Source organism: Luteibacter sp. NPDC104163 (assembly GCF_055584245.1).
This window is the reverse complement of the sequence record NZ_JBVJMK010000004.1, coordinates 132552-158177: the sequence shown is the minus strand read 5'-3', so window position 1 is coordinate 158177 and position 25626 is coordinate 132552. Positions and strand designations below refer to the sequence as shown.

15 protein-coding genes are annotated in these 25626 nt (G+C 66.4%); 7 read left to right on the top strand and 8 right to left on the bottom strand.

Translation table 11 applies throughout. The annotated features are described in order from the left end of the window. Nucleotides 1–16: 16 nt before the first annotated feature. Both ACZ6YI_RS07105 and ACZ6YI_RS07100 read right to left on the bottom strand, forming a co-directional pair. Nucleotides 17–1225, bottom strand: coding sequence for a carboxylate--amine ligase (locus ACZ6YI_RS07105; protein ID WP_465778031.1), 1209 nt, complete (start codon nt 1223–1225; stop codon nt 17–19). A 132-nt stretch (nt 1226–1357) separates the two neighbouring features. Then, entirely contained in the window at nt 1358–2293 is a 936-nt protein-coding gene (locus tag ACZ6YI_RS07100; RefSeq protein ID WP_465778030.1) for a PAS domain-containing protein, read from the bottom strand. 152 nt (nt 2294–2445) lie between these two features. On the opposite strand from ACZ6YI_RS07100, the gene ACZ6YI_RS07095 reads away from it, so the two are divergent. Further along, nucleotides 2446–2652 carry a hypothetical protein gene (locus ACZ6YI_RS07095; protein ID WP_440327653.1) on the top strand — a complete coding sequence of 69 codons (207 nt, stop codon included), beginning with the start codon at nt 2446–2448 and terminating at the stop codon, nt 2650–2652. Here ACZ6YI_RS07095 and ACZ6YI_RS07090 read toward each other — a convergent pair whose 3' ends face one another. From ACZ6YI_RS07090 to ACZ6YI_RS07065, 6 genes are all read right to left on the bottom strand, one after another. Beyond that, on the bottom strand, nt 2653–3078 hold the full coding sequence (locus ACZ6YI_RS07090) for a hypothetical protein (RefSeq protein ID WP_465778029.1): 426 nt from the start codon (nt 3076–3078) through the stop codon (nt 2653–2655). It lies immediately after the preceding gene. A gap of 83 nt (nt 3079–3161) precedes the next feature. Then, on the bottom strand, nt 3162–8102 hold the full coding sequence (locus ACZ6YI_RS07085) for an autotransporter domain-containing protein (RefSeq protein ID WP_465778028.1): 4941 nt from the start codon (nt 8100–8102) through the stop codon (nt 3162–3164). Nucleotides 8103–8307: 205 nt separating this feature from the next. Continuing rightward, nucleotides 8308–10743, bottom strand: a complete 2436-nt coding sequence (locus ACZ6YI_RS07080) for a GH92 family glycosyl hydrolase (protein ID WP_465778027.1) — start codon at nt 10741–10743, stop codon at nt 8308–8310. A gap of 27 nt (nt 10744–10770) precedes the next feature. Continuing rightward, nucleotides 10771–12207 (bottom strand): glycoside hydrolase family 125 protein, encoded by a 1437-nt coding sequence (locus ACZ6YI_RS07075; RefSeq protein WP_465778026.1) that lies wholly within the window; start codon nt 12205–12207, stop codon nt 10771–10773. Beyond that, entirely contained in the window at nt 12204–14834 is a 2631-nt protein-coding gene (locus ACZ6YI_RS07070; RefSeq protein WP_465778025.1) for a beta-mannosidase, read from the bottom strand. The genes ACZ6YI_RS07075 and ACZ6YI_RS07070 overlap by 4 nt, the downstream gene beginning before the upstream one ends. Then, nucleotides 14834–17407, bottom strand: a complete 2574-nt coding sequence (locus ACZ6YI_RS07065) for a TonB-dependent receptor (RefSeq protein ID WP_440327662.1) — start codon at nt 17405–17407, stop codon at nt 14834–14836. The genes ACZ6YI_RS07070 and ACZ6YI_RS07065 overlap by 1 nt, the downstream gene beginning before the upstream one ends. Nucleotides 17408–18177: 770 nt before the next feature. Between ACZ6YI_RS07065 and ACZ6YI_RS07060 the strand changes: the two genes are divergently transcribed. From ACZ6YI_RS07060 to ACZ6YI_RS07035, 6 genes are all read left to right on the top strand, one after another. After that, nucleotides 18178–20037 (top strand): DUF3300 domain-containing protein, encoded by a 1860-nt coding sequence (locus ACZ6YI_RS07060; RefSeq protein ID WP_465778024.1) that lies wholly within the window; start codon nt 18178–18180, stop codon nt 20035–20037. A 69-nt stretch (nt 20038–20106) separates the two neighbouring features. After that, a complete protein-coding gene (locus ACZ6YI_RS07055) occupies nt 20107–20652 on the top strand; it encodes an RNA polymerase sigma factor (protein ID WP_465778023.1) in 546 nt (181 codons plus the stop codon). Beyond that, complete coding sequence (locus tag ACZ6YI_RS07050; RefSeq protein WP_465778022.1) at nt 20652–21647, top strand: FecR family protein; 996 nt, start codon at nt 20652–20654, stop codon at nt 21645–21647. Before ACZ6YI_RS07055 ends, ACZ6YI_RS07050 begins: the two co-directional genes overlap by 1 nt. Nucleotides 21648–21823: 176 nt before the next feature. Beyond that, entirely contained in the window at nt 21824–24265 is a 2442-nt protein-coding gene (locus ACZ6YI_RS07045) for a TonB-dependent siderophore receptor (protein ID WP_465778021.1), read from the top strand. Continuing rightward, complete coding sequence (locus ACZ6YI_RS07040; protein WP_465778020.1) at nt 24262–25407, top strand: PepSY-associated TM helix domain-containing protein; 1146 nt, start codon at nt 24262–24264, stop codon at nt 25405–25407. The genes ACZ6YI_RS07045 and ACZ6YI_RS07040 overlap by 4 nt, the downstream gene beginning before the upstream one ends. Further along, nucleotides 25404–25577 carry a hypothetical protein gene (locus ACZ6YI_RS07035; RefSeq protein ID WP_465778019.1) on the top strand — a complete coding sequence of 58 codons (174 nt, stop codon included), beginning with the start codon at nt 25404–25406 and terminating at the stop codon, nt 25575–25577. The genes ACZ6YI_RS07040 and ACZ6YI_RS07035 overlap by 4 nt, the downstream gene beginning before the upstream one ends. Nucleotides 25578–25626 lie beyond the last annotated feature (49 nt).

Genomic DNA, 25626 nt, shown 5'->3' with positions numbered 1-25626 from the left:
CTTAAATGGCGCTAGCTCACGCGCGCTTCGCGTGTCCTGTATCGGTCGGTACGGCCGGTGGGCGGAAGTAGCGGCGCATCATGGCAACGACGGCGTGCCACGCGGGCATCGGGTCATCAAAGCGGAATACATGCAGGTCGGCACGCAGCCACTGCGCGACGATGCGTAGCGCACCTTGCCGATGACGGCGCAGGCAAGCGATATCGTGGTACAGGTCCACGCACAGGTCGCCTGCCGGGTAGACACGCGGCGCGCGCGGCACGGGCTGGCCCTGGGCGTCGCGCCACGCCATGTCGCATACATTGACGCCATGTCGCGCGGCGAACTCCACGTAGGTCCATGCCCGCGTGTTGACCTCGATGATGCGGTACTCGCCGTCCCTTGCGTCCCGCTTGAACTCGGCGCTGAAAATACCCCGGTAGTCCAGTCCGTCGAGCAGCCGGCGCACATGCCGTTCGGCGTCGGGCACGGATGCAAGCGGAATGGCTCGCGAGCACGAGCTGTTGCCAAAATCCGGCGGCGACATGCGCAGGCGCCGCCGCGCGAAAAGACCCGAATACGTGCCATCGGCGTCGCGAAAGCCGTCGATGAAGAAATGCTCCGATGCAGGGCCCGGAACATACTCCTGTGCCATCACCGAAAAACCCTGTGCATGGAACCGCGCCCACGCATCGCGCAAGGCCTCGCGCGAATCCACCCAAACGCCCTTCACTCCCACGACGTCGCTGAAACGCTGGGAATTGACCGGCTTGATGAAGACCTTATCGAGCTGTTCGACTGGCACTTCGGCTACGTCGGCGAGCGTCGTCAGGCGGAACGTCCGCGGGTGCGGAATGTGCGCCGCGGCGAGGTAGCCTGCGAACACGGACTTATCCTGCAGCAGCGCCTGGGCCGTGCGCGTCGAGCTGCTGACGAGGAACCGCTCGCCGATGTCACTGGCGGACAGCCCGGCCAACCACATCGCGGCATCGTCGGCGCCAGCGATGATCACCGCGTGCTCCAGCGGCATGGCCCGCAGCGCGTCGAGCGCCTGTGGTCCCGGACGTCCGTCCCACGGCACACCCGGGGTCGGCCGGTACCAGCGCGAACGCGTGACGAGATCGTCGGCTGGGCAGGCTACGTACGCCGGTATCCCGGCCAGCACCAGGCTGCGCAGGATGCCGAGCGCCGTGGGCCCGCGCCCCATGACGATGGCGGGTGTGCGGCCCGCCGCGACCTTGCCCATGTTGGAATCCCCTGCCAGGAAGCCACGAGACGGTGGCCACGCAGGGCTATCTGAGCGTACGCGGCCTCTCGCGTATAGCCGAACTGACGGTCTATGCGCTTTGCCTGCGCGCGCCGAAAGGCGCGCGAAAGCTCAGGCGCCGGCCTGCCCGCGCTGCTCGGCGAGCGCGGCGTCGATCGCGGCATCCATCGACAGCGCATTGGCGCGCGCCGCGGCGTTATCCAGCATGTCGAGGACGCTGGCGATGGCGGGGTCGGGCGTCGCTTCCGCCACGCTGGCCCCGGCGGGCGGCGTGGCGTCCTGGGCGGCCTCGGCCGGAGGTGCCTGCAGGGCTTCCGCACTCATCTCCATCGCGTATTTCACGATCTTCACAGGGCGGCCGTCCGCATCGAAGATCGGGTTGTACGTGGCCTGGATCCACACCACGCATTCGCCCTTGCCGAGGCGGCGATACAGGCCGGCATCGTGCAGGCCCGAACGCAGGCGCCGCCAGAAGCCGATGTAAGCATCCGAGCGGCTTTCACGCTCATCCACGAACACGCTGTGGTGTTTGCCCTGGATCTCGTCGAGGCGGTAGCCCACGGTTTTCAGGAAGGCCGGGTTGGCGGTCAGGATCATCCCGTCCAGCGAAAACTCGACGATGCCCTGGGTCTCGTCGGCCTGCTGCTGGCGCTGGCCAAGGTCGGCTGTCCGCGCACGCTCGGCCGTGATGTCCGCGCCGTACAGCGCGACGGACTCCAGCCGGTTGCCGCGACCCATGCGCGGGACGTAGACGCCGCGCAGCCAGCCCTCCTTGCCCGGGCCCTTCACGCGGACGGTATCGGCGACTTCCTCGCCACGGGCCAGCGCGCGCCACAGGTGCTCGGCATCGTCCACGGCGAACACCGCCTGGAACGACTGGCCGACGACCTGGTCGCCCGCGGCGCCCAGGAGGGATAGGAATGCCTTGTTGACGCCGCGTACCGTGCCGTCGGCCGCCAGCTCGGCCATCGCAAGGCCGCGGCCCAGTGCGTCCAGGGTCGATCGCGCCCGGCGGGCATCACGCCCACCCCAGAAACCCATACCCATCGACGCGCCCTGCCTTTCATCTGATTCGAACAGGTTTATCGGCCAGGCCACGGCTGGGCTTTAGTCCGGGCGAAACCTGCGTCACGCCTTTTTCGTCACGCCCCGGCTAAACTTGCCGCACGCAACCATCCGGTAGTCAGGGGATCCACGCCGTGCAGGCACGCAACTTCGAAGTATCCGTCGTCCAGCCGAACGGCAAGGCCGCCGTCGAGATCACGTTCAACGAAAAGGTGCTGGGCCTCTCGGGCGATACACTGTGGCTGTCGCTGGAAGATTCCGCCAGTGTGGAAGACGCGGAAGCCCTGCGCGCCCTGCTCGAGCGCGTCGGCCACCGCCTTACCGTCACGAACGTCCGCTGATCAGCGGGCGTTCCTGGCCTGCGCCGCCGCGCCTTCGCTGACGGCGACCTGCAGCGGCACGACGTGCGGGACCACGTGGTGGTTCACGCCGTGTACCTTGCCGCAGCCCATGCACGGCCGGACCCGGCCAAGGCCGCCGCGACCGGTGCGCGCCGGCGCCAACAGGCAACCACACACGTAGCATGACGCGAGCGCGCCGCGCTCCCATAGCCGCACGCGCAAGGCCTGGACAGCGATGATGGCCACGCCCGCGCAAAAGCCTGCGGCGAGCAGCCAGCGCGGCAGGTTGGAATACAGGGAAAGGTTGCCGAGCTCGGAAGGGAAGGCCTGGGCCGCCCGCATGGCGGCCGCCGCCAGTGCACCCGCACCGAGGGCGAGGATGCCTGGGGTGAACATGCGCACGTACATGCGACCAACATAAGACATGGTGACTCCCCTCCCCTGGCCGGCGCCCCCGGCGACGGGGAGAGATTCCGCGTCCCGGGGTCTACCCGCCGTGAATGCCCGCCTTAGAAGGTCATGTTGAGCGATATCCGCCCGCCATGGTCCGACGCCTTGGAAGCGAACTGCCCGGCATAGCTCGCATCGAGCCGGAGCGCCGGGGTCAGACGGACCACTACGCCCGCGTCGAGCACGCTCGCGTTGCGCGCCAGCGGTGCGCCCGCCACGTCAAACGAAGGGCCGCCCTCGGCGAAGCGCATGCGGGCCACCGGCGTCGTATCGCCCCAGGCATGCTGCCAGGCCAGTGTGGCCTGCAGGGCGAACCTTGCGGCGCCGTCCAGCGCAGTACCAAGGTGCACACCGGCGCGGCCCGTGGTGACGTGCGCATCGTCCGCGCCGACGATCAGGGCCCCGGTGCCGCCCCGTTCCGCGGCCTTGTCTCCACTCCAGCGAACCACCGCCGCCTGGACGAAGGGCTCGGCGCGCCAGTGCCTTTCCGAGCCGAGGCCATAACCCAGCTCGGCGAAGCCCTGCGTGGTATCCGCATCGCGACTTGCGTAGGCCCGCGTGGTGCTCGTGCCGATTGCCACATCGCGCCGTGTGTCGATCGCGTGGTGCGCCCGCACTAAGCCACCCGACAGGCGCAGCGCATCGATAGCGACATCAGCGTACAGGCCAAACTGGTTACCCTTCACGTCGGCCGACCCTTGCGACGCGTGCTCGTGCACGTTCTGCTTCACGTGGCCCAGCAAAGCACCGATACGCGCGCCCTCGCCCACCGCCAGGTCGGCGCCGAGCAGCACGCCGCTATCGCTCGCATCCACTTTCGCGGCATTCGCATCGCCGTCCATATCCGAATCGCGACCCAGCACGCTGATCCAGGTGGAAACGCGGCCGTCATCGGCACGCTGGCCACCCGGCAGGTCCGCGTCGGCGAGGTGTCGCGTCACCGCGTCACGCACCTGCCGCTGGCTGTCGATGACCACGCCCTGCGTGCTCGCGTGCAAGGTCCCGGCCAGCGAAGCGAACGCCGTCCGCGCCGACGCCTCGTCGAGCGCGACAAGCCGGTCGTAAACCGCATGGCCAGCGCCGAGTGCGCCCGCCGCCAGGGCAACCGAACCCTGGTTCGGCGTCACCGCGGAATCCTCGAGGGCCGCCGCATTGCGCTGGAGGATCAGGCTGATGTTGCCGCTCTCGCTATACGCGATGAGCGTGTTGAGGAAGGCGAAGTTGCTGTTGATCGAAGCGAAGGTGCCGGTGATGCCGCCGGCGGCCGTGAGCACATCGTAGTTTTGGCCAGCGATCCACGGCGCAATCTGCGCATCGATGACAAGCCGCGCGCCTGGATCGATCGTGACGTGGCCGCCGACCGCGAGCTGGCTGGCGCGCCTGGTGTCACCCCCGATCATCAACGCGCTGTCGCCCTTGAACCGGACATCCCCACCGACGGTGAGGGTCGCTGCCACACCGCCGGAAAGCGTCGCGCCAGGACGGATATATCCATCCGTGGTCACGTTGCCGGCAACGACACCCATGCCCGAAAGCGATGCACCCCAGGCGATCTCGACATCACCGCCCAGGGCGCCGGGTACCACAGTGATGCCATCGACCAGCTGGGTGATCCCGCCTACCTCCAGTTGCCCCCGCGCTACGCGCGTCGTGCCCGTGAACGTGCTGGCGCCGTCGAACCCGAGGAGGCCTGGGCTGGTCTTGACGAATACGCCCGTTCCCGCAGTCTTGCCAAGGCGGTTGACGACCATGCCGTCGGTGTCGAATACCACGGTCCCGTTGTTCGTGATATCGCCGGAAAGTGTGCTCGCACTGCCGGCCAGCGTCCCTGCATCGACCACGATGGGCCCGCGCAGGGACTGGCTACCACGTACCGCAAGCGTACCGGCACCGCCCTTGTGCAGGGCCAGGCCCGTCCCATACATGTGATCGGTGTCGAGCGTAAATGTGTTGGCCGGGTCGCTGACATCGATGCCACCGCCAGGCGCGTCCAGGCCCAGCCATATGAACCGCTGGGTACCGTGGAACGTCGTGCCATCGATCCGCAGCGTGCCACCGTTGAGTGCCAGTGAGTCGCCGGGCATGCCAAGCGACGCGTCGGAGGCAACGGCGAGCGCGCCCGCGTTGATGTACGTGCCGCCACGGTACGTGTTGGTACCCGTGAGCACGAGCGTACCTTCATCCGACTTCACCAGCGCGCCATCGCCCTGCAGCGCGTTGTGGATCGTTGCCGTCATGCCCTTGCCGGCGACGCTGCCGTCACCTACGCGAAAGCCGATGGCGGCAGGCGCCTCGGAATCGAATGCGATAGGGTCACCCTGGAGTACATAGCCGTCGACAGCGAATTGCATGCCCTGTGTCACCACGGCACCGGCGGATGAGGTGACCGTGACCGTGCCGGGAGTACCGGCGAAGATGGCGTAGCCGGGCCGCGGATACATCGGTGCCGTGATAGTGGCGTCCCGGTCGGTCCAGTTCGCGCTGGTGTTCGCCCAAGTACCCGAGCCGCCGCCGCGCGTCGCGCCGTGTGCCTGCCGGTCCGCATTCCAGAACTGCAGGTTCATGCCAAGGGTGCTGATGAGGTCGATGCGCTTGCCGGTGAGATCGCGCTGCAGCGAAAACGCGCCGTTAGCGTTGGGATTCATCTGCAGCGAGCCGGTGCTCTCGTCCAGCGTGCCGCCCCACGAAAGCACCTTGTAGATGCCCGCGCCCATGTTGCCCGTGTTGTTCACCCACATCGACACGCGGCCATCGAATACGACATCGCCATCGACTGAGAGGCTGTCCGCGATACCCGGTGCGTTGAATGCGCCCCCAGGTGCCCCGCCGTCGATGGACAGCTGGCTACCGTCGTGCATGGTCAGCGAGCCCACTCGCAGCGTGCCAATGCCGTCGCCGGGGGCAAGCGTTCCATTCGCTTCCACCGTCACCGCGCCGGCGACACGCCCGGCACCGCCAAGGGTCGCCCCCCCAGCTACGCTCGCCGGACCGTCCTGCACCGCGGTGGCGTGAGTCGCGTCACCCACCAGCAACGTGCCCCACGCCGCGCGCACGCCAGCGCTGGTGCTGCCGTGGCCGTTAAGGGCGAGCGTGCCCGACCCTACCTGCGAGACCAGTCCATTACCGCTGGTCTGCCCGACAAAGGCGACGCGATCGCTGCGATTGAAAAGGAGGCTGCTGTTCGTCAGGACCACATCGCCGGTGAGGGAGCCATGCGTAACGCCATCCCCTACAAACAGGCGCGCGTTACTCAGCTGCGTCTGCGGCGCGGTAATGTCACCTATCGCGCTATACGAACGGGTATCGAAGTCACCGAGGCCAAGCAGCTCCAGCCCGGTGGCGGCGTGTATAGCGCCCAGGCGGGTCGGGTTGAGGAACGACGCGTAACGTACGTGGTTACCGTCGAGGTTTACCAGGCCAGACACCGTGTTCACCTGGGAACTGGTCGGCAACGCCCAGCCGCCTAGGTCGATATCATGGCCATGGGCGGCGATGGACAGGTCTCCGCCCACGGTCAGCGTGGCGACCTGGTCCTGCACCACGTCGCCCGCGGCGGTAAGCGAAAGCGAGCCCGATGCGCTGTTATGCATGCCGAGCGAGATGCCACCACCTGACTGGACGTTCGCATTGCGGACATCGAGCTGGTTGAGGCCGATCGGCGCCGTGGAGGCCAGCCTGAGATCACGTGCCGTAACAAGGACATCACCACCCACCGTGTTGCCCGGGCCGGCCACATCCACGTCATGGCCGGGTGCTCTTACGTAAAGTGAGCCGGCCACGGTGACGTTGCGAAGGACGGTATCGGTCGCGTTGTTCAAGGACAGGTAGTAACCCCTGACATCGAAGTTCTCGACGAGCCCGATACGGTTATCTGCGCCGTTGAACGAAGCGATGCCGTCCACGGAACCCGTGAGCGTGTTGACATCCAGGTTGTTGATGACCGCCTCGGAGTTACCGAACGAACGCACCGTCAGGCGGTCAGCGTGGACCCGGCCGTCGAGCTGGATCATCTCGGCATCGACCGCAACGTCGCCGCTGGTCGTCAACGTGCCGCTCGAATTCGATGAAATGGAGCGGTCGGATGAAAGCGCGATATCCGAGCCTGCGGTCAGAGGTGCCTCGAACCACATTTCGCGGGTTGCATGGAGCGTCGCCTCTGCAGGAGCAGATACCGCGCTGCGCACCCAAAGCCCCATATCACTCGAAAGATCGATGCGCCCGCCCGCTCCGGCGAGCGTGGCGGCGGCGACCTGCGATGACGCGTTGGAGCCGTCGTAAGTGCCATCGGCCATGACGTGGGAGACCACACTGCCCACGACATCCAGGCTCCTGCCCGAGGAAATGTGCAATGTCCCGCCCGACGCGAGGTCGGCACCACTGACATCGATCCGGCCGGTTACTTCAAGGTAACGGTCACCTCGCAACCAGACATCGCCGCCGGGATTCGAACCGTTGCCATGAACGTCGATCGTCGCGCCAGGCTGGATGGCCAGTGTTTCGCTCGTACCCAGGTGCAGCGTTCCACCAGGTGCGCGGTAGGTGCCCGAAAGGCCGATACCGGCATCGTTGGTCAACGTCACATCCCCGCCGGCCTCCCACAGACCCTGCAGCCAGGAAACACCACCACCGTGGACGGCGTGCTCCGAGACCAGGCCCTGGCCCTGGGTGAACCGCAGGACGCCACCGGAACCGACGGAAAACGTGCTCCAGTCAACGACCAGGCCAGCCGTGAGCTGGTCGACGACCAGCAGGCCCGGTGTGCCATCGTCAAAGACCGCAACGCCGGATCGAATGACCGGGCTTTCAGGAAGGATGACCTGCGCGATGGCAGGCCCGGACAATCCCGCCGCGATACCCAGGGCCAGCGCAAGAAGGCGCGCGGACGGACGATGAGTGCCTCCAGTGGCGGGGATATGCCCCTTGCGTGGCGTGGCGGATTCAGAAGCCACCTGCACGACGCGCAGCGCCGCGTTCCAGACCAGCTGGTACGTCCGGTTCATCCTGGTTGTCCCCTGCCGTCACCTTGGGGCGGGGGCTATCCTCGCCCTCCCTGACGGATCAGGAAGGACGATACAGGAACGTCGCAAGTTCTTGCCATGTGCGCTGCATCATGGCTTAGGGCCCCGTGGGAGCGCGCTTGCGCGCGATGGGGGCTGCGGCGAGCACCCATCGCGCGCAAGCGCGCTCGCACAAGGGGGCCCTGGATCAGGCCTTGGCGGGGGCGCCGTAGCTCGGCGGGCGGTCTTCCGGGGCCTTGCCGAAGGCTTCGTTCGGCTGGGCGCCCATGGTGAACACCAGGGTGCCGCCCGAGACGAGGTCCTTGTGGCTGATCCAGCTCTTCGTCCACGGCTGGCCGTTCCAGGTCACCGACTGGATGTACGGCTTGCCGTCACCGTTGCCCGTGGTCTCGATGGTCAGCACCTTGCCGCCACCGACCTGCACCTGGGCACGGTCGAGGATCGGGCTGCCGAACACGTAGTTCGTGCTGATCGGATCCACGGCGTACAGGCCCATGGCGCTCATGATGTACCACGCGCTCATCTGGCCGCAGTCTTCGTTGCCCGGCAGGCCATCCGGCTCCGGCAGGTACATCGTGTCGAGCATCAGGCGGACCTTCTCGGCGGTCTTGTGATGCGAGCCGGTGTACGCGTACAGGTACGGCATGTGGTGGCACGGCTCGTTGCCGAACGCGCACTGGCCGACCATGCCGGCGATATCCGGCGGGGCATTGTTCGGCAGTTTCGGGTCGGCGTTGAAGAACGCGTCGAGCTTCTTCTCGAAGCCATCGCGCCCGCCGAACAGGTCCATGTAGTTGTACAGGTCGTGCTGGTTCAGGAACGTGGCCTGCCACGCGTTGGACTCGGTGAAGTCGCGCCACTTGTCCGAATGGCCGATCTGGATCGGATCGAACGGCTGCAGCCACTGGCCGTCATCGCCCTTCGGGCGCATGAACTGCGTGTCCTTGTCGAACACGTTGCGGTAGTTCTGCGAACGCGCGCGCAAGGCCTTCGCCTCCTCGGCATGGCCGAGGTGCTCGGCCATGCTCGCCATCGCCCAGTCGTCGTAGGCGTATTCGAGCGTCTTGCTGACCGCCTCGCCTTCCTTGTCGCTGGGGATGTAGCCCTTGGCGCGGTAGTACGGCAGGCCGAAATAGTCATCCTGCATGGCGCGGCGACGGAACACCGGCCAGCCCTTCTGGTAATCGATGCCCGTGAAGCCCTTGGCCTGGGCCTCGGCGACGACGACGGCGGAGTGGTAGCCGATCATGCAGACCGTCTCGATACCCTGCAGCGGCCACACCGGCGCACCACTCGGGCTTTCGACGGCCAGGCGGACGAGGCCATCGACCAGGTCGGGCACGCGGTCCGGCTGGTACAGCGTGTACAGCGGGTGCGCCGCGCGGTACGTATCCCACAGCGAGTACGTGCTGTAGTTGTGGCGGCCTTCCGGCAGGTTGTGCACCGCCTTGTCCATGCCACGGTAACGGCCATCGATATCGCTGAAGACCGTCGGTGCGAGCATCGTGTGGTACAGCGAGCTGTAGAACGTGCGCTTGATCTTGTCGGAGCTGCTGTCGATCTGGATCTTCGACAGCTCGGTGTTCCACTCGGCCTCGGCGGCCGCGCGGATACCGTCGAAATCCCATGCGGGCATTTCGCCATCGAGGTTGCGCATGGCGCCATCGATGTCGACGCCGGAGATGCCGACCTTCACCAGCAGCGGTTCGCTGTTCGCCTTGTCCAGGTGCAGCGCGGCCTTGAGGTTATTGCCCTTGGCGTCGGCCGTGCCCTTCGGCAGGGCCTTGTCATCGGCGTACAGCGTGATCGACGACGCCGGACGCGAGAGCTTCATGGCGAAGTAGATGACGCGGCCGGAGGCCCACTGCCACACGCGGCGACCACCGACGATGGTGTCGTTGCCGACGATGCGGATCTCGGCATCGGTGACGCGGCAGTTTTCCTTCGGGCTATCGGAGTAGCCGTGCGCCAGGTCGAGCAGCACGTGCGCATCGCCGGCCTTGTTGAAGGTGTAGCGGTGCATGCCGGCGCGCAGCGTCGCGGTGACCTCGGCCAGGATATCGTGCTCGGTCAGCCGCGCGGTGTAGTAGCCCGGGTGCGCCTGCTCGCCCGTGTAGTGCGAGCGGTAGCCCTTGATCCCGGTCTTGTAGCCCTTCGGCGCCTTGTCCGGGCTGATCTTCTGCGCATCGAAACGCGACACGTAGTTCACGCCGTCGAAATCGCGGTCGCCCGGCTGCAGCAGTACGGGGCCCATGCTGGGCATGACCAGGAAATCGAGCATGTCGGCGGCGCCGGTGCCCGAAAGGTGCGTGTGCGAGAAGCCCATGATCGAGCCATCGCCCTGGTGGTAGCCGGACGAGCCGTCCCACTGGGCGTTGTACGTATCAGGGCTGAGCTGGACCATGCCGAACGGCCGCGTCGCACCCGGGTAGGTATGACCGTGGCCGCCGGTACCGACAAAAACGTCGACGTAGCGCAGGACGCCATCCAGGGTGGTGCCGCCACCCGTGGCTGGCGCTTCAAGACCGTGCTTGACGCCCGCGGCCATCGCGGAGAGGGTGCCGAGCTGGCCAACTGCCGTTGCGGCGGCCATGCCCTGCAAGAAACGTCGACGTGTAACCATGGAAAACTCCGGCTGGCGAAGGGGTTCTTAGACCCGACGCAGTGAATCAGGATTTTTGTCCGCGAGGTGGACGACCAGCTCGCCAAACAAGGTGTTGGCCCAGGCGAACCACGAACGGGTGAAGTTCTTCGGATCGTCCTGGTCGAATGCTTCATGCATGAAGCCCGTGCCACCGTGGGTCGTCTTCAACATGTGAAGGCAGGCGCGCTGCTCCGCAACGTCCGTGGTGGTGAACGCCTTCATCATGATCGACATGGGCCAGATGTAGCGCAGGCCTTCATGCGGGCCACCGATGCCCTCGCCCGCCGTGCCCTTGAAGAAGTACGGGTTCTTGTCGCTCCACACCAGCTCGCGCGTGCGGGCGTAACGCTTGTCGTAGCCGACGGTCTCGAGGTACGGCAGCGCGAGCAGGCTGGGGACGTTCGCGTCGTCCATGAACAGCTGGTTGCCGTAACCATCGACTTCGTACGCCCAGTACTCGTCCTGGCCGTTGCGGATCACGCCGTACTGCTCGACCGCGGCGGCCACCTCGTCTGCGAATGCATTGCACTCGGCGGCGAAGCCCTGGTCACCGTAGAACGTGGCGTGCATCTGAGCGAGGCGGCGCAGCGTCACGACGGCGAACAGGTTGCCGGGGATGTTGAACGGCAGCGTGGTCGCGTCGTCCGACGGGCGGAACTCCTGCACGATCATGCCGACCGGCTTCGCCGGCGGGCCGAAGCCGTGGAGGATCTGGCTATCGGTCGGGTTCAGGGCAGGACGCTGGAAGTGGTACGGGCCCAGGTTCTCCTTGCGCTGCTGCTCGCGGAAGGTCTTCACGATCAGCTTCGTCGCCGCGCGCCAGCTGTCATCGAACGGCTCGCGGTCGCCCGTGGCCTGCCAGTAGCCGTGCGCCAGGCGCACCGGGTAGCACAGGGAATCGATTTCCCACTTGCGCTCGGCCACGCCGGGCTTCATGTCGGTCTGGTCGGCCTGCGACCAGTCCATGTTGCTCTTGGCCTTCGGGTCCGGCATGAAGGCGTTGGCGTACGGGTCGATCGTGATGCAGCGGGTCTGGCGGCGGATCAGGCCGCGGAACAGCTTGCGCAGCGCCTCGTCCTTCGCCACCAGCGGCAGGTACGGCCACACCTGGGCCGACGAATCGCGCAGCCACATGGCGTCGATGTCACCCGTCAGCACGAAGGTGTCTTCGTAGCCATCGAGCTTGCCGACTTCCACCGTCGTATCCAGCGTGTTCGGGAAGCAGTTCTCGAACAGCCAGGCCAGTTCCGGATCGGCGATCTTCTTCTTCGTCGAAACGATCAGCTTTTCCACCGCCTCGCTGGTGAACTTGCGCTTGCCTACCGGCGGGCGCTTGCTCTCGAAGCGTTTGGCCGCGAACGCGGCGGTGCTAACGCCTCCGGCCAGCGCGATGCCAGGTGCCAGGGACAGCCACTTGATAAGGTTGCGGCGGCTCGGGTTCACGGGTGGGTCTCCTTCAGGGCGTCGACGAGCGACATGGCCGTCACAGCATGACGGAGCGTAGCGACATCCACCTTACCAGCCACGACCACGTCGCGGCTCTCGCCCGGCATCAGATCGAACGCGTTATCGGCGAGGCGCACATCGAGGTCGCCGGTGTCGATCCACACGGCACGGGCGAGGCGCTTCGCGGTGACGGTGATCACCGCGCCATCGGCAGTCTCGCGAACGCTGGTGGCGAGCTCGGGCCTGGCCGGCAGGGAAAGATCCTTGGCCAGGCCGAAGTAAAGCGGGTGATGGGCGACGACGTTGCCACCTTCCAGCAGGTCGAAGGCGACCACCGTCTTCTTCGGATCCGCACCCTTCAGCAGGGCGGCATCATCGGCCTTGAGCACGGAGGTGCTGGTCAGCGCGCCCGCCTTCACCGGCTGGCTGGTTTCACGCAGCAGCTTGCCGTCCATCGCATATACACGGGTGCGCAGCGTGGCATCGAAATCCTTCACGCGATCGGACACCGCGAAGACCTCGGTGTGCCCATCGCGACGGATCGGCACCACGTCCACCGGCGCATAGAAGCGCTTCGCGTGGAACTGCAGGGCTTTCCAGCGGTTGAAGTAATCGACGCTGGCCCAGGACGCGCCCGGCCATACATCGTTGAGCTGCCAGTAGAGCGTACCCATGCTGCGCGGGCGCGAGCTGCGCAGGTGTTCGGCGGCCAGCTCGATGCCTTCCGCCTGCATCACCTGGCTCAGGTAGACGAACGAGGGGAAGTCCTTCGGCTCGCCGTAGCCGGCGCGGATGTACAGCAGCAGGCGCTGGTTACCGTCGCCGTTGGCGAACTTCTGGTGCGCGCGCATGACCTTCGATTCCGGCTGCATGTCGCCGGGCTCGGCAAAGGCCTTGATCGTGGCCATCACCGGGAACGACTGCAGGCCGTACTCCGACTGGAAGCGCGGGGTGATGTCCAGGTAGTGGTCGATCGGCTCGGAGCCGGACCACACCTTCCAGTAATGCATGTCGCCATCGTTCTCGACGTTGGCGGGGCCTTCGTAGTCGGTGCTGGGCGAGCTGGCCCAGTACGGTACGTTCGGCGAGAGATCCTTCACCACGGTGCGAAGCGTCTTGCCGAACAGCTCGCGCATGCCGTCGTCGATCTTCTTCACTTCATCGGCGTTGACGAACTTGCGGAAGTCCTGGCGATCCGGCCAGTCGTCCCAGCCGGTCTGCACTTCATTGTTGCCGGCCCACAGCACGATCGAGGGATGGTCGCGCAGGCGGGTGACCTGTTCGATCGCCTCGATGCGGGCGGTCTCATTAAAGGCCTTGTCGTATGGGGTGATCGCACCGCCGTACATGAAATCCTGCCAGACCATGATGCCCATGCGGTCGGCCGCGGCGTAGAAGGCATCCGGCTGGTACGTACCGCCGCCCCACATGCGCAGCATGTTCATGTTGGCGTCGCGGGTGGACTGCAGGATCGCTTCCATCTTCGCCGTGGTGACACGGGTGGGGAAGCTGTCGAACGGGATCAGGTTGGCGCCCTTGGCGAAAATGGGCACGCCGTTGACGACGAAGGCAAAGCCCCTGCCCCACTGGTCCTTCTCGCGGCGCAGCTCGACGCTGCGCAGGCCGGTGTCCTTGTCGGCCGATGCGACCGGCGCACCGTTGGCCGCGACATCGGCGTGGAAATGGTAGAGGTTGGCGTCGCCATACCCGACCGGCCACCAGCGCTGCGGGTGGGCGATCGTCACCGGCACGGCGACATGATTCTCGCCCTTCGCCAGGGTGACCGTGCGCGTTTCGTGGCCCTTCGTGCCATCCGGCGCGGTCCACTCGACCTTCAGGTCAGCCGGGCCGGCCTTGTCGGCGCGCACGTCGAACTGCGCCTGCAGGTTCGCGGCGTCGGCATCGACATGGTCCTGGGCCACATGGAAATCGGCGAGGCGCAGGTTGTCCCACGCTTCGAGACGTACCGGCTGCCAGATGCCGGCGGTGAGATAGCGCGGACCCCAGTCCCAGCCGTACTGGTAGTTGGATTTGCGCACGTAGTTGGAGGTCTGCTTGCCCTTCGGCTCATCGCCGAACGCCGAATCGAACTCGCCGGGCAGCGAGTACGGCTGCTTCATCAGCCACGGCAGGAGCTTGCCCACCGGCGAGGCGAAGCGGACTTCCAGGGTGTTCTTGCCCTGCTTGAGGGCGCCCTTAGCGGGCAGGCGCCACTGGCGGAACATGTTGTCCGCGCTGAGCACCTTCTTCCCGTTGAGGCTGACGTCCGCGAAGGTATCGAGGCCGTCGAAAACGAGTTCGACATGGCCCCGAGAGAGCATCGCGGCGTCCACGTCGAAATCGAGGTGGTAATCCCAGTCGGCCAGCCCGATCCACTGCAGGCTGGCTTCGTTGTCGCGCCAGAACGGGTCTTGCACCCGTCCCAGCTTGAGCAGGTCGAGCTGGACGGCACCCGGCACGGTGGCCGGCTGCCAGTCCTTCACATCGGGGTGCGCGTCGCTGCCCGCCGCGCCAGGGGCGAGGCGGAACCGCCAGCCGGCGGAGAGATCCTTCTCCACCGGCGTCGCGGCACTGGCCGCTCCCGCGGCGAGCAGGAGGCCCAGGGCCAGCGACGCGCGGCGCATCACAGCTTGAAGCCCAGGGTCACGGTGTAGGTGCGGCCGTTCTTGTAGGCGTTAAGCGGCTCGGCCGGGGTGTTGTTGTAGACGAAGTAGGTCTCGTTCAACAGGTTGGTCCCATCCAGTGATACGCGCATGTGGTCGTTGATCTGGTAACCGATCGACGCATCCAGCTCGCGGAAGATGCCCGTGATCTGCTGCGACTGCAGCTGGGCGATGGAGGTGAAGTACGACGAACGCCAGCTGTACGTCAAGCGCGCGCTCAGCGGGCCCTGCTCGTAGAACGGCGACAGGTTGAACGAGTTCTTCGAGTTGTACGGCAGCGGGAAGTCGTTGCTGGTATCGGCGTCGGAGTACGTGTAGTTCGCCAGCATGCCGAAGCCGTAACCGAAGTTCTGCTGGTAGCTCAGCGCGATGCCCTTCACCTTGGCCACGCCGGCGTTGATCGGCACCTGCATCTGGTACAGGTCATCACGCTGGTTGGTCAGGTTGTAGTGCGTCTCGGCCACGTTCGTGTTGAGGATGTAGCCCGAGATGCGACGGAAGAAGGCTTCCGCGGCAAGCACGCTGTTCTCCGAGAAGTACCACTCGGCGGAGGCGTCGTAGTTGGTCGACTTGTACGGGCCCAGGTCGGTGTTGCCACGCGAACCGGTGAGGGTACGGTCATCCAGCGCCACGTACGGGGTCATCTGCTGGTAGCGCGGACGGGCGACGGTCTTGGCGGCGGCGAAGCGCAGCGTCAGGCTGTCGGTGGCGTCGTAGGCGATGTTGAACGACGGCAGCCAGTCATGGTACGTGCTGCGCTTGTCGACCGCGGCGTACTGGTTGTTGCCGACGAAGTTGTAGCCATCCACCGTGTCACGGGTGCGGAAGTAGCGCACGCCGATGTTGCCGCGGTAGTCGTCGCCAGCGAAGTCACCCTGGATGTAGAACGCACGGTTCTGCTCGGCGACGCTGTACGTGGCCTTTGGGTCCAGCGAGACGTGGCCGTTCTTCAGGCTCTGGATGTATGCCTTCATCAGGCCCGGATCGATCGTCGTCCAGTCACCCATGTTGCCGGCGGCGTTCAGGCCGTTGAGGAAGCCGCTGGGCGTGCCGCCGTTGGCGAAGTTCGCCAGCGACAGGCCGTTGCCGTCCTGGGTCGGCAGGCTGGCCTGGTAGCCGTCCTGGCCGTCGAGGTGGTTGGTCGCCTTGATGCCGACTTCGATCTGGTTCAGCGGGCCCCACTGCACGTCGTGCGCGAAGTCAGCCTGGAAGTAGCGCTCGCGGTCGTAGCTCGGCGCGTAGCTGTAGCCGGCGCCGTGGGCAAGCATGGCCGACGGGTTGTCGCCTGCGTTGTAGTTGATCTGCGGGTGCTGGCCATCGAGGTTGTAGTTGAAACCACCGAAGCCCTGGAACTGCATGTTGTAGATGCCATCCGAACCACCCGTCGAACCGGTGTAACCGATCTGCGACGACGCGGTCCAGCCATCACCGAACCAGTCGGCGCGCAGCTGGGCGACACCGGTGTTGACGGTCGAGTCGCGCTCGTAGCCGTCGAGGTAGGTGCTGGTGTTCGCGTTGTAGCTGCCGCTGGTCGCGACGCCGTTGTTGAAGCCCAGCGCCGTGGCGTTGGCGGCTGAACCCGACCACTCGCCGTAATGGCTCTGGTTGAAGTTGTTGAACTTCTCGGTGACGTACAGGCCGGTGAAGTTCAGCTCGAACGCTTCGTTCGGCTTCCACTGCAGGCCGGTGGAGACGCCATCACGCGTACGGCGCTGCTGGAACCACGCGGTGTTCACCGCGGTCGGGTACACGCCCTGCTGGTTCGGCGGCACCACGGCCGGGTTGAACTGGTGATCCGGGTTGGTATCGGTCGGATCGTTGACGCGCTGGTAACCGAAGATCTCGGTGCCCTGGCGGTCGATGATGCGGTCGGAGTGCATCAGCGAACCGATGACGCCGAAGGTGTTGTCCTTGTTCTTCCAGCTGTACAGCACGGAAGCGTTCGGCTTGCCCTTGTCGGCGTTGTCGTTGTAGCCGTAGCTGACGCTACCGGTCAGCGTGTTCGCCGGCAGGTCGAGCGGGCGGCGGGTGTTCACGATGACCGTGCCACCGATCGAGCCTTCATCGATGCTCGCCTGCGGGGTCTTGTAGACCTGGGCGTTACCGATGATTTCCGAAGCCAGCAGGCTGTAGTTGAACGAGCGGCTATCCGGGTTGTTCGGATCCGAGGTCCAGTTGGTCGAGGCGACGGTCTGGCCGTTGAGCATCAGGCGGTTCAGCGCCGGGTCGGTGCCCAGGATGCTGACCTTGTCGCCTTCGCCGAAGTTGCGGTCGACCGAGAGGCCCGGCAGGTGCGAGAGCGATTCAGCGACGTTGGTGTCCGGGAACTTGCCCACGTCTTCCGCCGAGATGGCATCGACGATCGAGTCCGAATTGCGCTTCAGGTCGAGCGATTTCTGCAGCGAGGCGCGGATACCGGTGACGGTCACGCCCTGCAGGTTGGCCGCATCCTGCGGGTTGGCGGCCGCATCGGCCTGGTCATTCTTCTTGGTGGTCTTGGCCGGCGGGGTCGCCGTGGCCGCGTCCTGCGCCATCACGGTGCCCGTGGCGAACAGGCCGGTGAGGATGGCGAGGGAGAGCGCGCTGATACGGTGGTTCACATCAAGCTCCTGGGGGATGGTGTGCAGGCTGTGGGGAAGCCCTTTTTCAGGACGAACAGCACCGCACGGGCTTGCGCCCGTGTTCGTCAGTCGTTCGGCCTACGGTGTTTTGTTTAGTGCCCTGCGCCCTGCCGCGGATCGCGACGCGTTCGCTGTTGCAGCTGTATTACTCGGCGGATTTTTAGGGCCCCTGACAACGATGTCAACGCTTTTTTTAACTCGATCTAAAGGGAACCATTACTAGCTATATAACTGTTTTCATTGGATAAGTCGAAAAAGCCAGTTTCGTGCAGTGCGGAAATTTCTCAAGTGGATTTGGATCGATCCACAAGGGGTCCAGCGTGGCGCCTGTGGCGAGTAACTCCCCGGTTAGTGGGAAGTTTTTTCCTTGCACCCGCCCATGACCTTCCGACGGCGACGGCCGTGCGGCTCATTGCTGCACCGCAACGTAAAAACGGAGCTTCGCTGCCCATTTGTGGGAGCGCGCTTGCGCGCGATGGACCTGGCCGCACCACCCATCGCCCCCGAAGAGGGGATAAACGCGCAATCCCAGCGCGCTCCCACAACAGCAACCGCGCCAGCCGCAGGCTTTTACGAAGTCCTGCGCGCAGGTAAACGCGTTTTGGCGCTCCCCGTTGCAGACAGGCCGCAGTAAGCCAGCGGGCGCAAAGCTCGGCTTCACACCCCATGGAAAGGCATCCCCGATGTCGCGAGCGTTACTCAACGTTTCCCTGAAGACCCTGCTCTCGGTCGCGATCGTGACGGCCCTCGCCGCGTGCAATCGCGAACCGCCTGCCCAGGCCGCCGATGCGCCGGCTGCCGCGGCCAGCGCGCCAGCACCGGATGTGCAGGCGGCGCCGTATCAAAGGCCGACCGCCGACCAGCTCTATGCGCTGGTCGCGCCCATCGCGCTCTTCCCCGACAACCTCGTCGCGCAGACGCTCGCCGCGTCAACCCATCCGGACCAGGTGGACGATGCCCGCCAGTTCGTCCAGGCCAATCGCAACCTCAATGGCGCGGCGCTTCTTGATGCGGCTGACGGCCAGCCCTGGGACCCGAGCGTGAAGTCGCTGGTGGCCTTCCCCGCCGTGCTCGACCAGATGGCGAACAACGGCGAGTGGACCGATGCGCTTGGCCAGGCGTATGCGAATGAACCCTCCGATGTGATGAATGCGATCCAGGTCATGCGTTCTCGCGCGCAGGCCAAGGGCAACCTGAAGAGCACGGCGCAGCAGAAGGTGCAGGTGGTCGACCGCGGCGAGCCGGTATCGCAGACCACGGTCGTGGAGCAGGATGAAATCGTCGGGCCGCCCGCGCAGACCATCGAGATCGAGCCCGCCGATCCGGGCGTCGTGTACGTGCCCGACTATGACCCGGATGTGGTCTACGGCGAGCCGGTGTATTCGAGTGTGTACGAGACGCGCTACGTCGAGCGCGGGCCGGATTACCACGACGCGGTGGTCGCCGGGGTCATCGGCTTCGGCGCCGGCATCGTGGTCGGCGAGCTGTTCGCCCACCACGAACACCATGACCGGCCCTGGGGCTGGGATAGCTGGCACGCCTCGTGGGGCGGCCACCGCGATGGCGGCCGCCCGGCGGTCGTCTACGACAACCATCCGTATGTCGTGAACCGCACCGTGGTGAACAACCGCTACGTTGATCGCTCGGTGCACGTCGATAACCGGCATAACTTCGGCAACACCTATAACCGCCCCGGCCCGCCGCCTCCCGGCCAGGGGCCGCGTCCCGGATTCGGTCCGCAGGGCGCGGGTGCGCCGCAGCAGCCGCGACCGGCCCAGCCGGATTACGCGCACATGCAGCGCCCGAACTTCACCCCTGGTGCGATGCACGCCACCGCGCCGAACGCACACCCCGACCTGCCGCCGCCGCGGCCGAACACGCCGAATGTCGCCCAGGGCGGGCACGCGTTCCCGGGGACGACGGGGCAGCCGGGTCAACCGGGGCAGCAGGCGGGACGCTTTGGTGACCACGACCGGGGTGGCGATCACCTGCCGCCGCAGGCGCGACAAGCCGCGATCCAGCAGGCACCGCAAGGCCAGTCGCCGCATCCGACACCGCATATGCCGCAGGTGCCGGGTGCGAACCCGCAACAGCCGCGCGGTGAACCGCAGGCACCGCGCGCGCAGCCTCAGGCACAACCGCAGTTCGCTCAGCATGCGCCGCAGGTGTCGCATGACAACGCACAGCGCTTCCAGCCGCCGCAGGCGCAACCCCATCAGGAAACGCCACGCCCGCAGCCGGAACAGCACGTCCAGGCGCCGCAGCCGCAACCCGACCGGCACATCGAGGCATCCCGTCCCCAGCCCCAGCCCGAACGTCACTTCGAGGCCCCGCGTCCGCAGCCCCAACCCGAGCGGCACTTCGAAGCCCCGCGTCCGCAGCCCCAGCCGCAGCAGCACTTCCAGGCGCCGCGCGAGATGCCGCGACCGATGCCCCAGCAGCGCCAGGAGGCGCCCCGTCCGCAGCCGCAGGAGCGCCACGAGCAGCCGCACCAGGCCCCGCAGCAGCCACATCACGACGACCACAACAAGCACGACCACTGATGCCCTTGCGCCCCGCCTCGCCTTGAAATGATAATTATTCTTATCTATTGAGGGGCGAAGGCGGGCTGCGTGGGGGTGGGTACGGGTTTGCAGGAAGACGTGCCGGCGGTGCAGGGCCCTGCCCCGCTGCTGCGCGTGCTGCAGCACCACTACGAACCGCTGCGCCGATTCGTCGAGCGGCGCATGCGCTCCCCGGAGACCGCCGCGGACATCATCCAGGAGACCTGCGTCAAGGTCGCCATGCTGGATGAGCGCACCGTCATCCAGAATCCGCTCGCCTTCCTTTACCGCGTGGCCGGCAACCTTTCGCTGGACTGGCTGCGCGAGCGCGAGGTGCGCGAGCGCCATATCGAGAGCGGCGAGTTGCCCGACGTGCCCGATGGCGCGCCGGACAGCGAGGCCCACATCGCGGGCCACCAGCGCCTGCGCATCCTGGCCGATGCCGTCGCCGAGCTGCCGCCGCGCTGCGGCGAGGTGTTCCGCCTGCGCAAGCTCGAGCACCTCGAGCCGCAGGACATCGCCGACCGCCTGGGCATCAGCCGCAACATGGTGGAGAAGCACCTGCGCAAAGCGCTGGCGCATTGCCAGGCACGCCTCGACGAGGCAGGCGCATAATGCGCGCTCCACGTCACCGGCTCGCCGCACCTGCCATGCCGCCATCCACCACTTACAGCACTGCCGCACGCCAACAGGCGGCCGGCTGGGTCATCCGGATCGATGCCGGCGACCTGACGGCTGTCGAGCGCGCCGCGCTGGATGCATGGCTGGCGGCGGATCCGTCGCACCGCGACGCACTCGAACGCGCGCGCATGACATGGCGTGAACTCGATCTGCTGGCCGGCGGGGTGCAGTCCGCGAACGCTGTGGCCACTCCGCTATCGACCGCGCGCGGTCCAGGCAAGCGGCGGCACAAGGCGTTGCTTGCCGCCTGCGCGGTGCTGGTGGTCGTGGTCGCCGCGTGGCAATACCCGCGCGCGAGCGTCGCCCTGCGCGCCGATGCGCGCACGGCCGTTGGTGAAACCCAGCGCATTGCGCTGGCGGGCGGCGGCACGGCGCAACTGGATACCGGGAGTGCCATCAGCCTGCATGACGACCCGCAGTGGCGGGATGTGCAGGTGCTCGCCGGCGCAGTGTCATTCGAGGTTGGCCACGACGATCCGCGCCCCTTCCGCGTGCGTGCGGGCCGCGTCGTGGTCACCGACGTGGGAACCACGTTCCAGCTCAGGCGCGACGGCGACGCAACCGATGTGGTCGTGGCCAGCGGTGAAGTGGAAGTGGCTACGGCAGGCGGCAAGGCCGTCGTCCGCGCAGGCGAAAGCGCGACCCTGGCCGATGACGACGCGACCCCGCACGTCACGCCCGTGGATGCCGATGCCGCCATGGCCTGGACCCGCGGCCGCCTGATGTTCGTCGACCGCCCGCTCAAGGAGGTCGTTGCCGAACTCAACCGCTACTACCCCGGCCGCATCGTCCTGGTCGATGACGCCGCCGGAAAGCGCCGGGTCAGCGGCGTCTTCCGCACCAACGACCCACTGGCGGCCCTGCGCGCCATCGAAACCAACCTCGGGCTCCATGCGACCCACATAGCCCCGGGCCTGATCTTCCTCTAGCCACCGCCTTCGTTGTGGGAGTGAGCTTGCGAACGATGGGTGCTCGCGACCACCTATCGTTCGCAAGCTCACTCCCACAAACAGCGCGAAATTAATCTGCCCGGCGACATCCTCTTTCGCCCTCCTCATCCGTCATAGGAATGAGATTGATCCTCATTTCTTCATCGGACCCCACCATGCGCCCTCGTTTCACCGGTTCGCCGGTCGCTCCTGCCTTCCGCCTGCGCCGCCTGAGCCTCGCCCTCGGCCTGCTCCTTCCTGTCACGGCGTTCGCCGCCGCGCCGGGGTCACTCCAGGCCACCCATGACTTCCACATCAGCGCCGGCCCCCTCGCCCAGGCGCTGAACCGGCTGGCCGAGCAGAGCGACACCGTGCTGGTTTACGACGCGTCGCTGACCACCGGCCTTCAGGCACCCGCTGTGGATGGCCCGCTGGCGACCGGCGATGCGCTCAAGCGCGTGCTCGCCAACTCGGGCCTCGAGGCACAGGCGGCTGACAATGGCTCGGTGCGCCTTGTCCGCACCGGCTTCGCGCGCACCCCCGCCGCCGCACCAGCCGCAGCCGCAGCGGCCAGTCCGCGCTCACCGCGCCGTCGTAGCACCGACAAGAACGTCGAAGACCTCGAAAGCGTCAACGTGCACGGGGTGACCGAGGGCTACGCGGCCAACGAGGTTTCCTTCGGCAAGCTCGCGCTCTCCCCGCGCGAAATGCCCAGCTCCATCTCGGTCGTGACCCGCCAGCGCATGGATGACCAGAACATGGTCAGCGTGTACGACGTGCTCAACCGCACCACCGGCATCACCGCCGTGCCGTACGGCGTGGGCACCTCGTATTTCCAGTCGCGTGGCTACCAGCCCGACGTGCAGTTCGACGGCATCGCCGCGAACAACGGTCTCCAGTACCAGTCGCAGTTCGACCTGGCGATGTACGACCGCCTCGAAATCTTCCGCGGCCCGGCCGGCATCCTGCAGGGCCAGGGCAGCCCGGGCGGCACCGTGAACCTGGTGCGCAAGCGCCCACTGGAACAGGCCGGCTGGGGCGGCAGCGTATCGGCCGGCTCGTGGAACACCTACCAGGCCACGCTCGACGGCAGCACGCCGCTCAACAGCACGGGCACCATCCGCGGCCGCGCGGTGATCTCCGCGCAGGACCACGATTACTTCTACGACAAGGCCAATTCGCGCCACCAGTTCTTCTACGGCGTCGTGGAGTTCGACCTGGCACCGGACACGATGCTGACACTGTCGACGGCTTACCAGCACGAACACAATGGCCCCCTGGACTGGGGCCAGTCGGTCTACGGCATCCCGCCCCATGGCCAGGCGCTCAACGCGCCGCGCTCGCAGTTCTATGGCACGGACTGGAGCTACGACAAGCCGAACCTCAACGACTACTACGCCGAACTCGACCACGACTTCGGCAACGACTGGCACGGCAAGCTCAATATCGATCGCCGCACGACCACCGATGCCTCGAAGTACGGCTACATCGATGGCCTGGTCGAGCCGGATAACCACGCGGAATACTGGCTGCAGCGCCAGTACACGGACGGCAGCTGGACTGGCGCCGACCTCAACATCTCCGGGCCGTACGAGCTGTTCGGTCGCACCCAGCAGCTTATCGTCGGCTTCAACTATGCACGGCAGACCGCCGATAGCTGGAGCGGCGGCTTCGATGTGCCGGGTGGCGCGGATGTCATGGACCTCGGTGGCATCGCCTACCCCGAGATCCCGTTCGATAGCCGCAGCCTGACCGAAACCACGCAGTACGGCCTCTACGCCGCGACGCGCATCCACCCCGCGGAAAACTGGAGCGTGCTGCTGGGCAGCCAGTTCACCAACTATCGCAGCAAGAGCCGCGCGGGCTCGCCGGTTCCGCTGGGCGAATGGACCGACGCGCCGGATGTCGACCACAAGGCCTCGCCGTATGTGGGCGTCGTGTACGACATCAACCGCTGGCTCTCGGCATACGCCAGTTACACCACGGTCTTCGTGCCGCAGAACAACCTCACCTTCAGCGGTACGCCGCTCAAGCCGCGCACCGGCAGGCAGTACGAGACCGGCCTGAAGGCGGAGTTCCTCGAAGGCCGCCTCACCGCCTCGTTCGCGGCCTTCCGCCTGCGCGACCAGAACCGTGCCTACGATGATCCCGATCACCCGAACTACTTCATCGCCGCCGGCAAGGCCGAAAGCCAGGGCTGGGAAACGGAAGTGAGCGGGCGCCTCGCCGCGGGCTGGGACCTGCAGGCCGGCTACACCTACCTGCTCACCCGCTACATCAAGGATGCGAGCAGCCAGGGCCAGGTGTTCGATTCGGAAGAACCGAAGAAGACCTTCAAGCTGTGGAGCGTGTATCGCTTCGAAGGCGATAACCCGCACGGCTTCCGCGTCGGTGGCGGCGCGCGCGTCCTCAGCAGCACCACGCGCGGGACCATCACGCAGAAGGGCTACGCCGTATTCGATGGCCAGGTCGGCTACCAGTTCGACCGCGACTGGCTGCTGACGCTGACGGTGAACAACGTGTTCGACCGCAAGTACTTCGCCCGCGTGCCCGCGTCGTACTTCGGCATCTACGGCGACCCGCGCTACACGATGCTCACCATCCGCAAATCGCTGTGACCCGGCCATACCGTGCGCTGTCCGCCACCGCCATCCGGCGGTGGCGGTTCGTGCACACGTGGTCGAGCCTCGTGTGCACGCTGTTCCTGCTGGTGCTGTGCCTGACCGGCTTGCCGCTGATTTTCCAGGATGAGATCGGCGATGCGCTGGGTGAGCCGCATTCGGCCGAAGTAGCGGCGGGCACTCCCGTGCTGCCACTCGATACGCTGCTCGCTTCCGCCCGAGCCCGTTATCCCGGTGACGCGACCAACTTCATCGCGCTGCCCGACGACGATCCGGGCATGGCGACGATCGGCCTGATCGATCATGTCGACGGCGGATTCCACTGGGTGAAGTTCGACCGCCACAGTGGTGCCGTGATCAAGGACCAGCGCGCGGGTGGCGCGCAGAAGATCTCGTTCATGGACGTGATGCTGTCGATCCACGGCAGCCTCACCGTCGGCTTACCTGGCACGTTGCTGCTCGGCGTGATGGGGCTGCTGTTTATCGCCGCGCTCGTTTCGGGCGTCGTGCTGTATGGGCCGTTCACGCCGCGTGCCGGTGCGGGAACGCTACGCCTGCGCGGGAATCCCCGGCTGCGCTGGCTCGATCTGCACAATGTCGTCGGCATCGTGTTGCTGGCGTGGCTGGGTGTGGTCGGCCTTACCGGCGTGATCAACACGCTGGAAAAGCCGTTGTTCGCCGTGTGGCAGGCCACGGACGTGGCGCACATGCTCGCCGCGACCGGCGGTGCGCGAGCGGGCGGTGCGCTCGTGCCCGTGCAATACGCCGTCGATGAGGCGCTCAAGCGGCATCCGGACGAGACCGTCGCCAGCATCCTGTTCCCCAGTGAAGTGCGGCATCACCCGCACCATTACCTCGTCTGGCTGCACGGCGATAAGCCGCTCACCCGCGAGTTGCTGGTACCAGTGCTCGTGGATGCCACGTCCGGCGCCGTGCTCGATGGCGCGAAGCTCCCCGGCTACCTCACGGCGCTGGAGGTCTCGCGTCCGCTGCACTTCGGCGACTACGGCGGGCTGCCACTCAAGCTGCTGTGGCTCGTGTTCGACATCGGCGCGATCCTCGTGCTGCTCACGGGCGTTTACCTGTGGATCGGGCGGCGCCGCACGCGCGTCCCGTCTTCGGCCGAGGTGATCTCGTGAGTCGGCGCCCACGCGGTTTGATAGCCCTGCCTGTCACCACGGCTACCTGCCTCCTGACCGGCCTGCTACTCGCGCTGCTTGCCGGCCCCGCGTGGCAGATCGTGGCATGGGTACTGATCGCCGTGCCGGTAGCTGCCATCGCCGTGCTACTACGCCGCGCGCTGTCGTGAACACCCATGCGGCGCGCCATCGTGGGAGCGAGCTTGCTCGCGATGGGTG

Bases quoted from the DNA above. Each gene is read 5' to 3' on its own strand.
- ACZ6YI_RS07105 (WP_465778031.1), bottom strand. From the start codon at position 1,225: ATGGGCAAGGTCGCGGCGGGCCGCACACCCGCCATCGTCATGGGGCGC.
- ACZ6YI_RS07090 (WP_465778029.1), bottom strand. From the start codon at position 3,078: ATGTCTTATGTTGGTCGCATGTACGTGCGCATGTTCACCCCAGGCATC.
- ACZ6YI_RS07060 (WP_465778024.1), top strand. From the start codon at position 18,178: ATGTCGCGAGCGTTACTCAACGTTTCCCTGAAGACCCTGCTCTCGGTC.
- ACZ6YI_RS07045 (WP_465778021.1), top strand. From the start codon at position 21,824: ATGCGCCCTCGTTTCACCGGTTCGCCGGTCGCTCCTGCCTTCCGCCTG.
- ACZ6YI_RS07050 (WP_465778022.1), top strand. From the start codon at position 20,652: ATGCGCGCTCCACGTCACCGGCTCGCCGCACCTGCCATGCCGCCATCC.
- ACZ6YI_RS07085 (WP_465778028.1), bottom strand. From the start codon at position 8,102: ATGAACCGGACGTACCAGCTGGTCTGGAACGCGGCGCTGCGCGTCGTG.
- ACZ6YI_RS07070 (WP_465778025.1), bottom strand. From the start codon at position 14,834: ATGCGCCGCGCGTCGCTGGCCCTGGGCCTCCTGCTCGCCGCGGGAGCG.
- ACZ6YI_RS07080 (WP_465778027.1), bottom strand. From the start codon at position 10,743: ATGGTTACACGTCGACGTTTCTTGCAGGGCATGGCCGCCGCAACGGCA.
- ACZ6YI_RS07100 (WP_465778030.1), bottom strand. From the start codon at position 2,293: ATGGGTATGGGTTTCTGGGGTGGGCGTGATGCCCGCCGGGCGCGATCG.
- ACZ6YI_RS07065 (WP_440327662.1), bottom strand. From the start codon at position 17,407: ATGGCGCAGGACGCGGCCACGGCGACCCCGCCGGCCAAGACCACCAAG.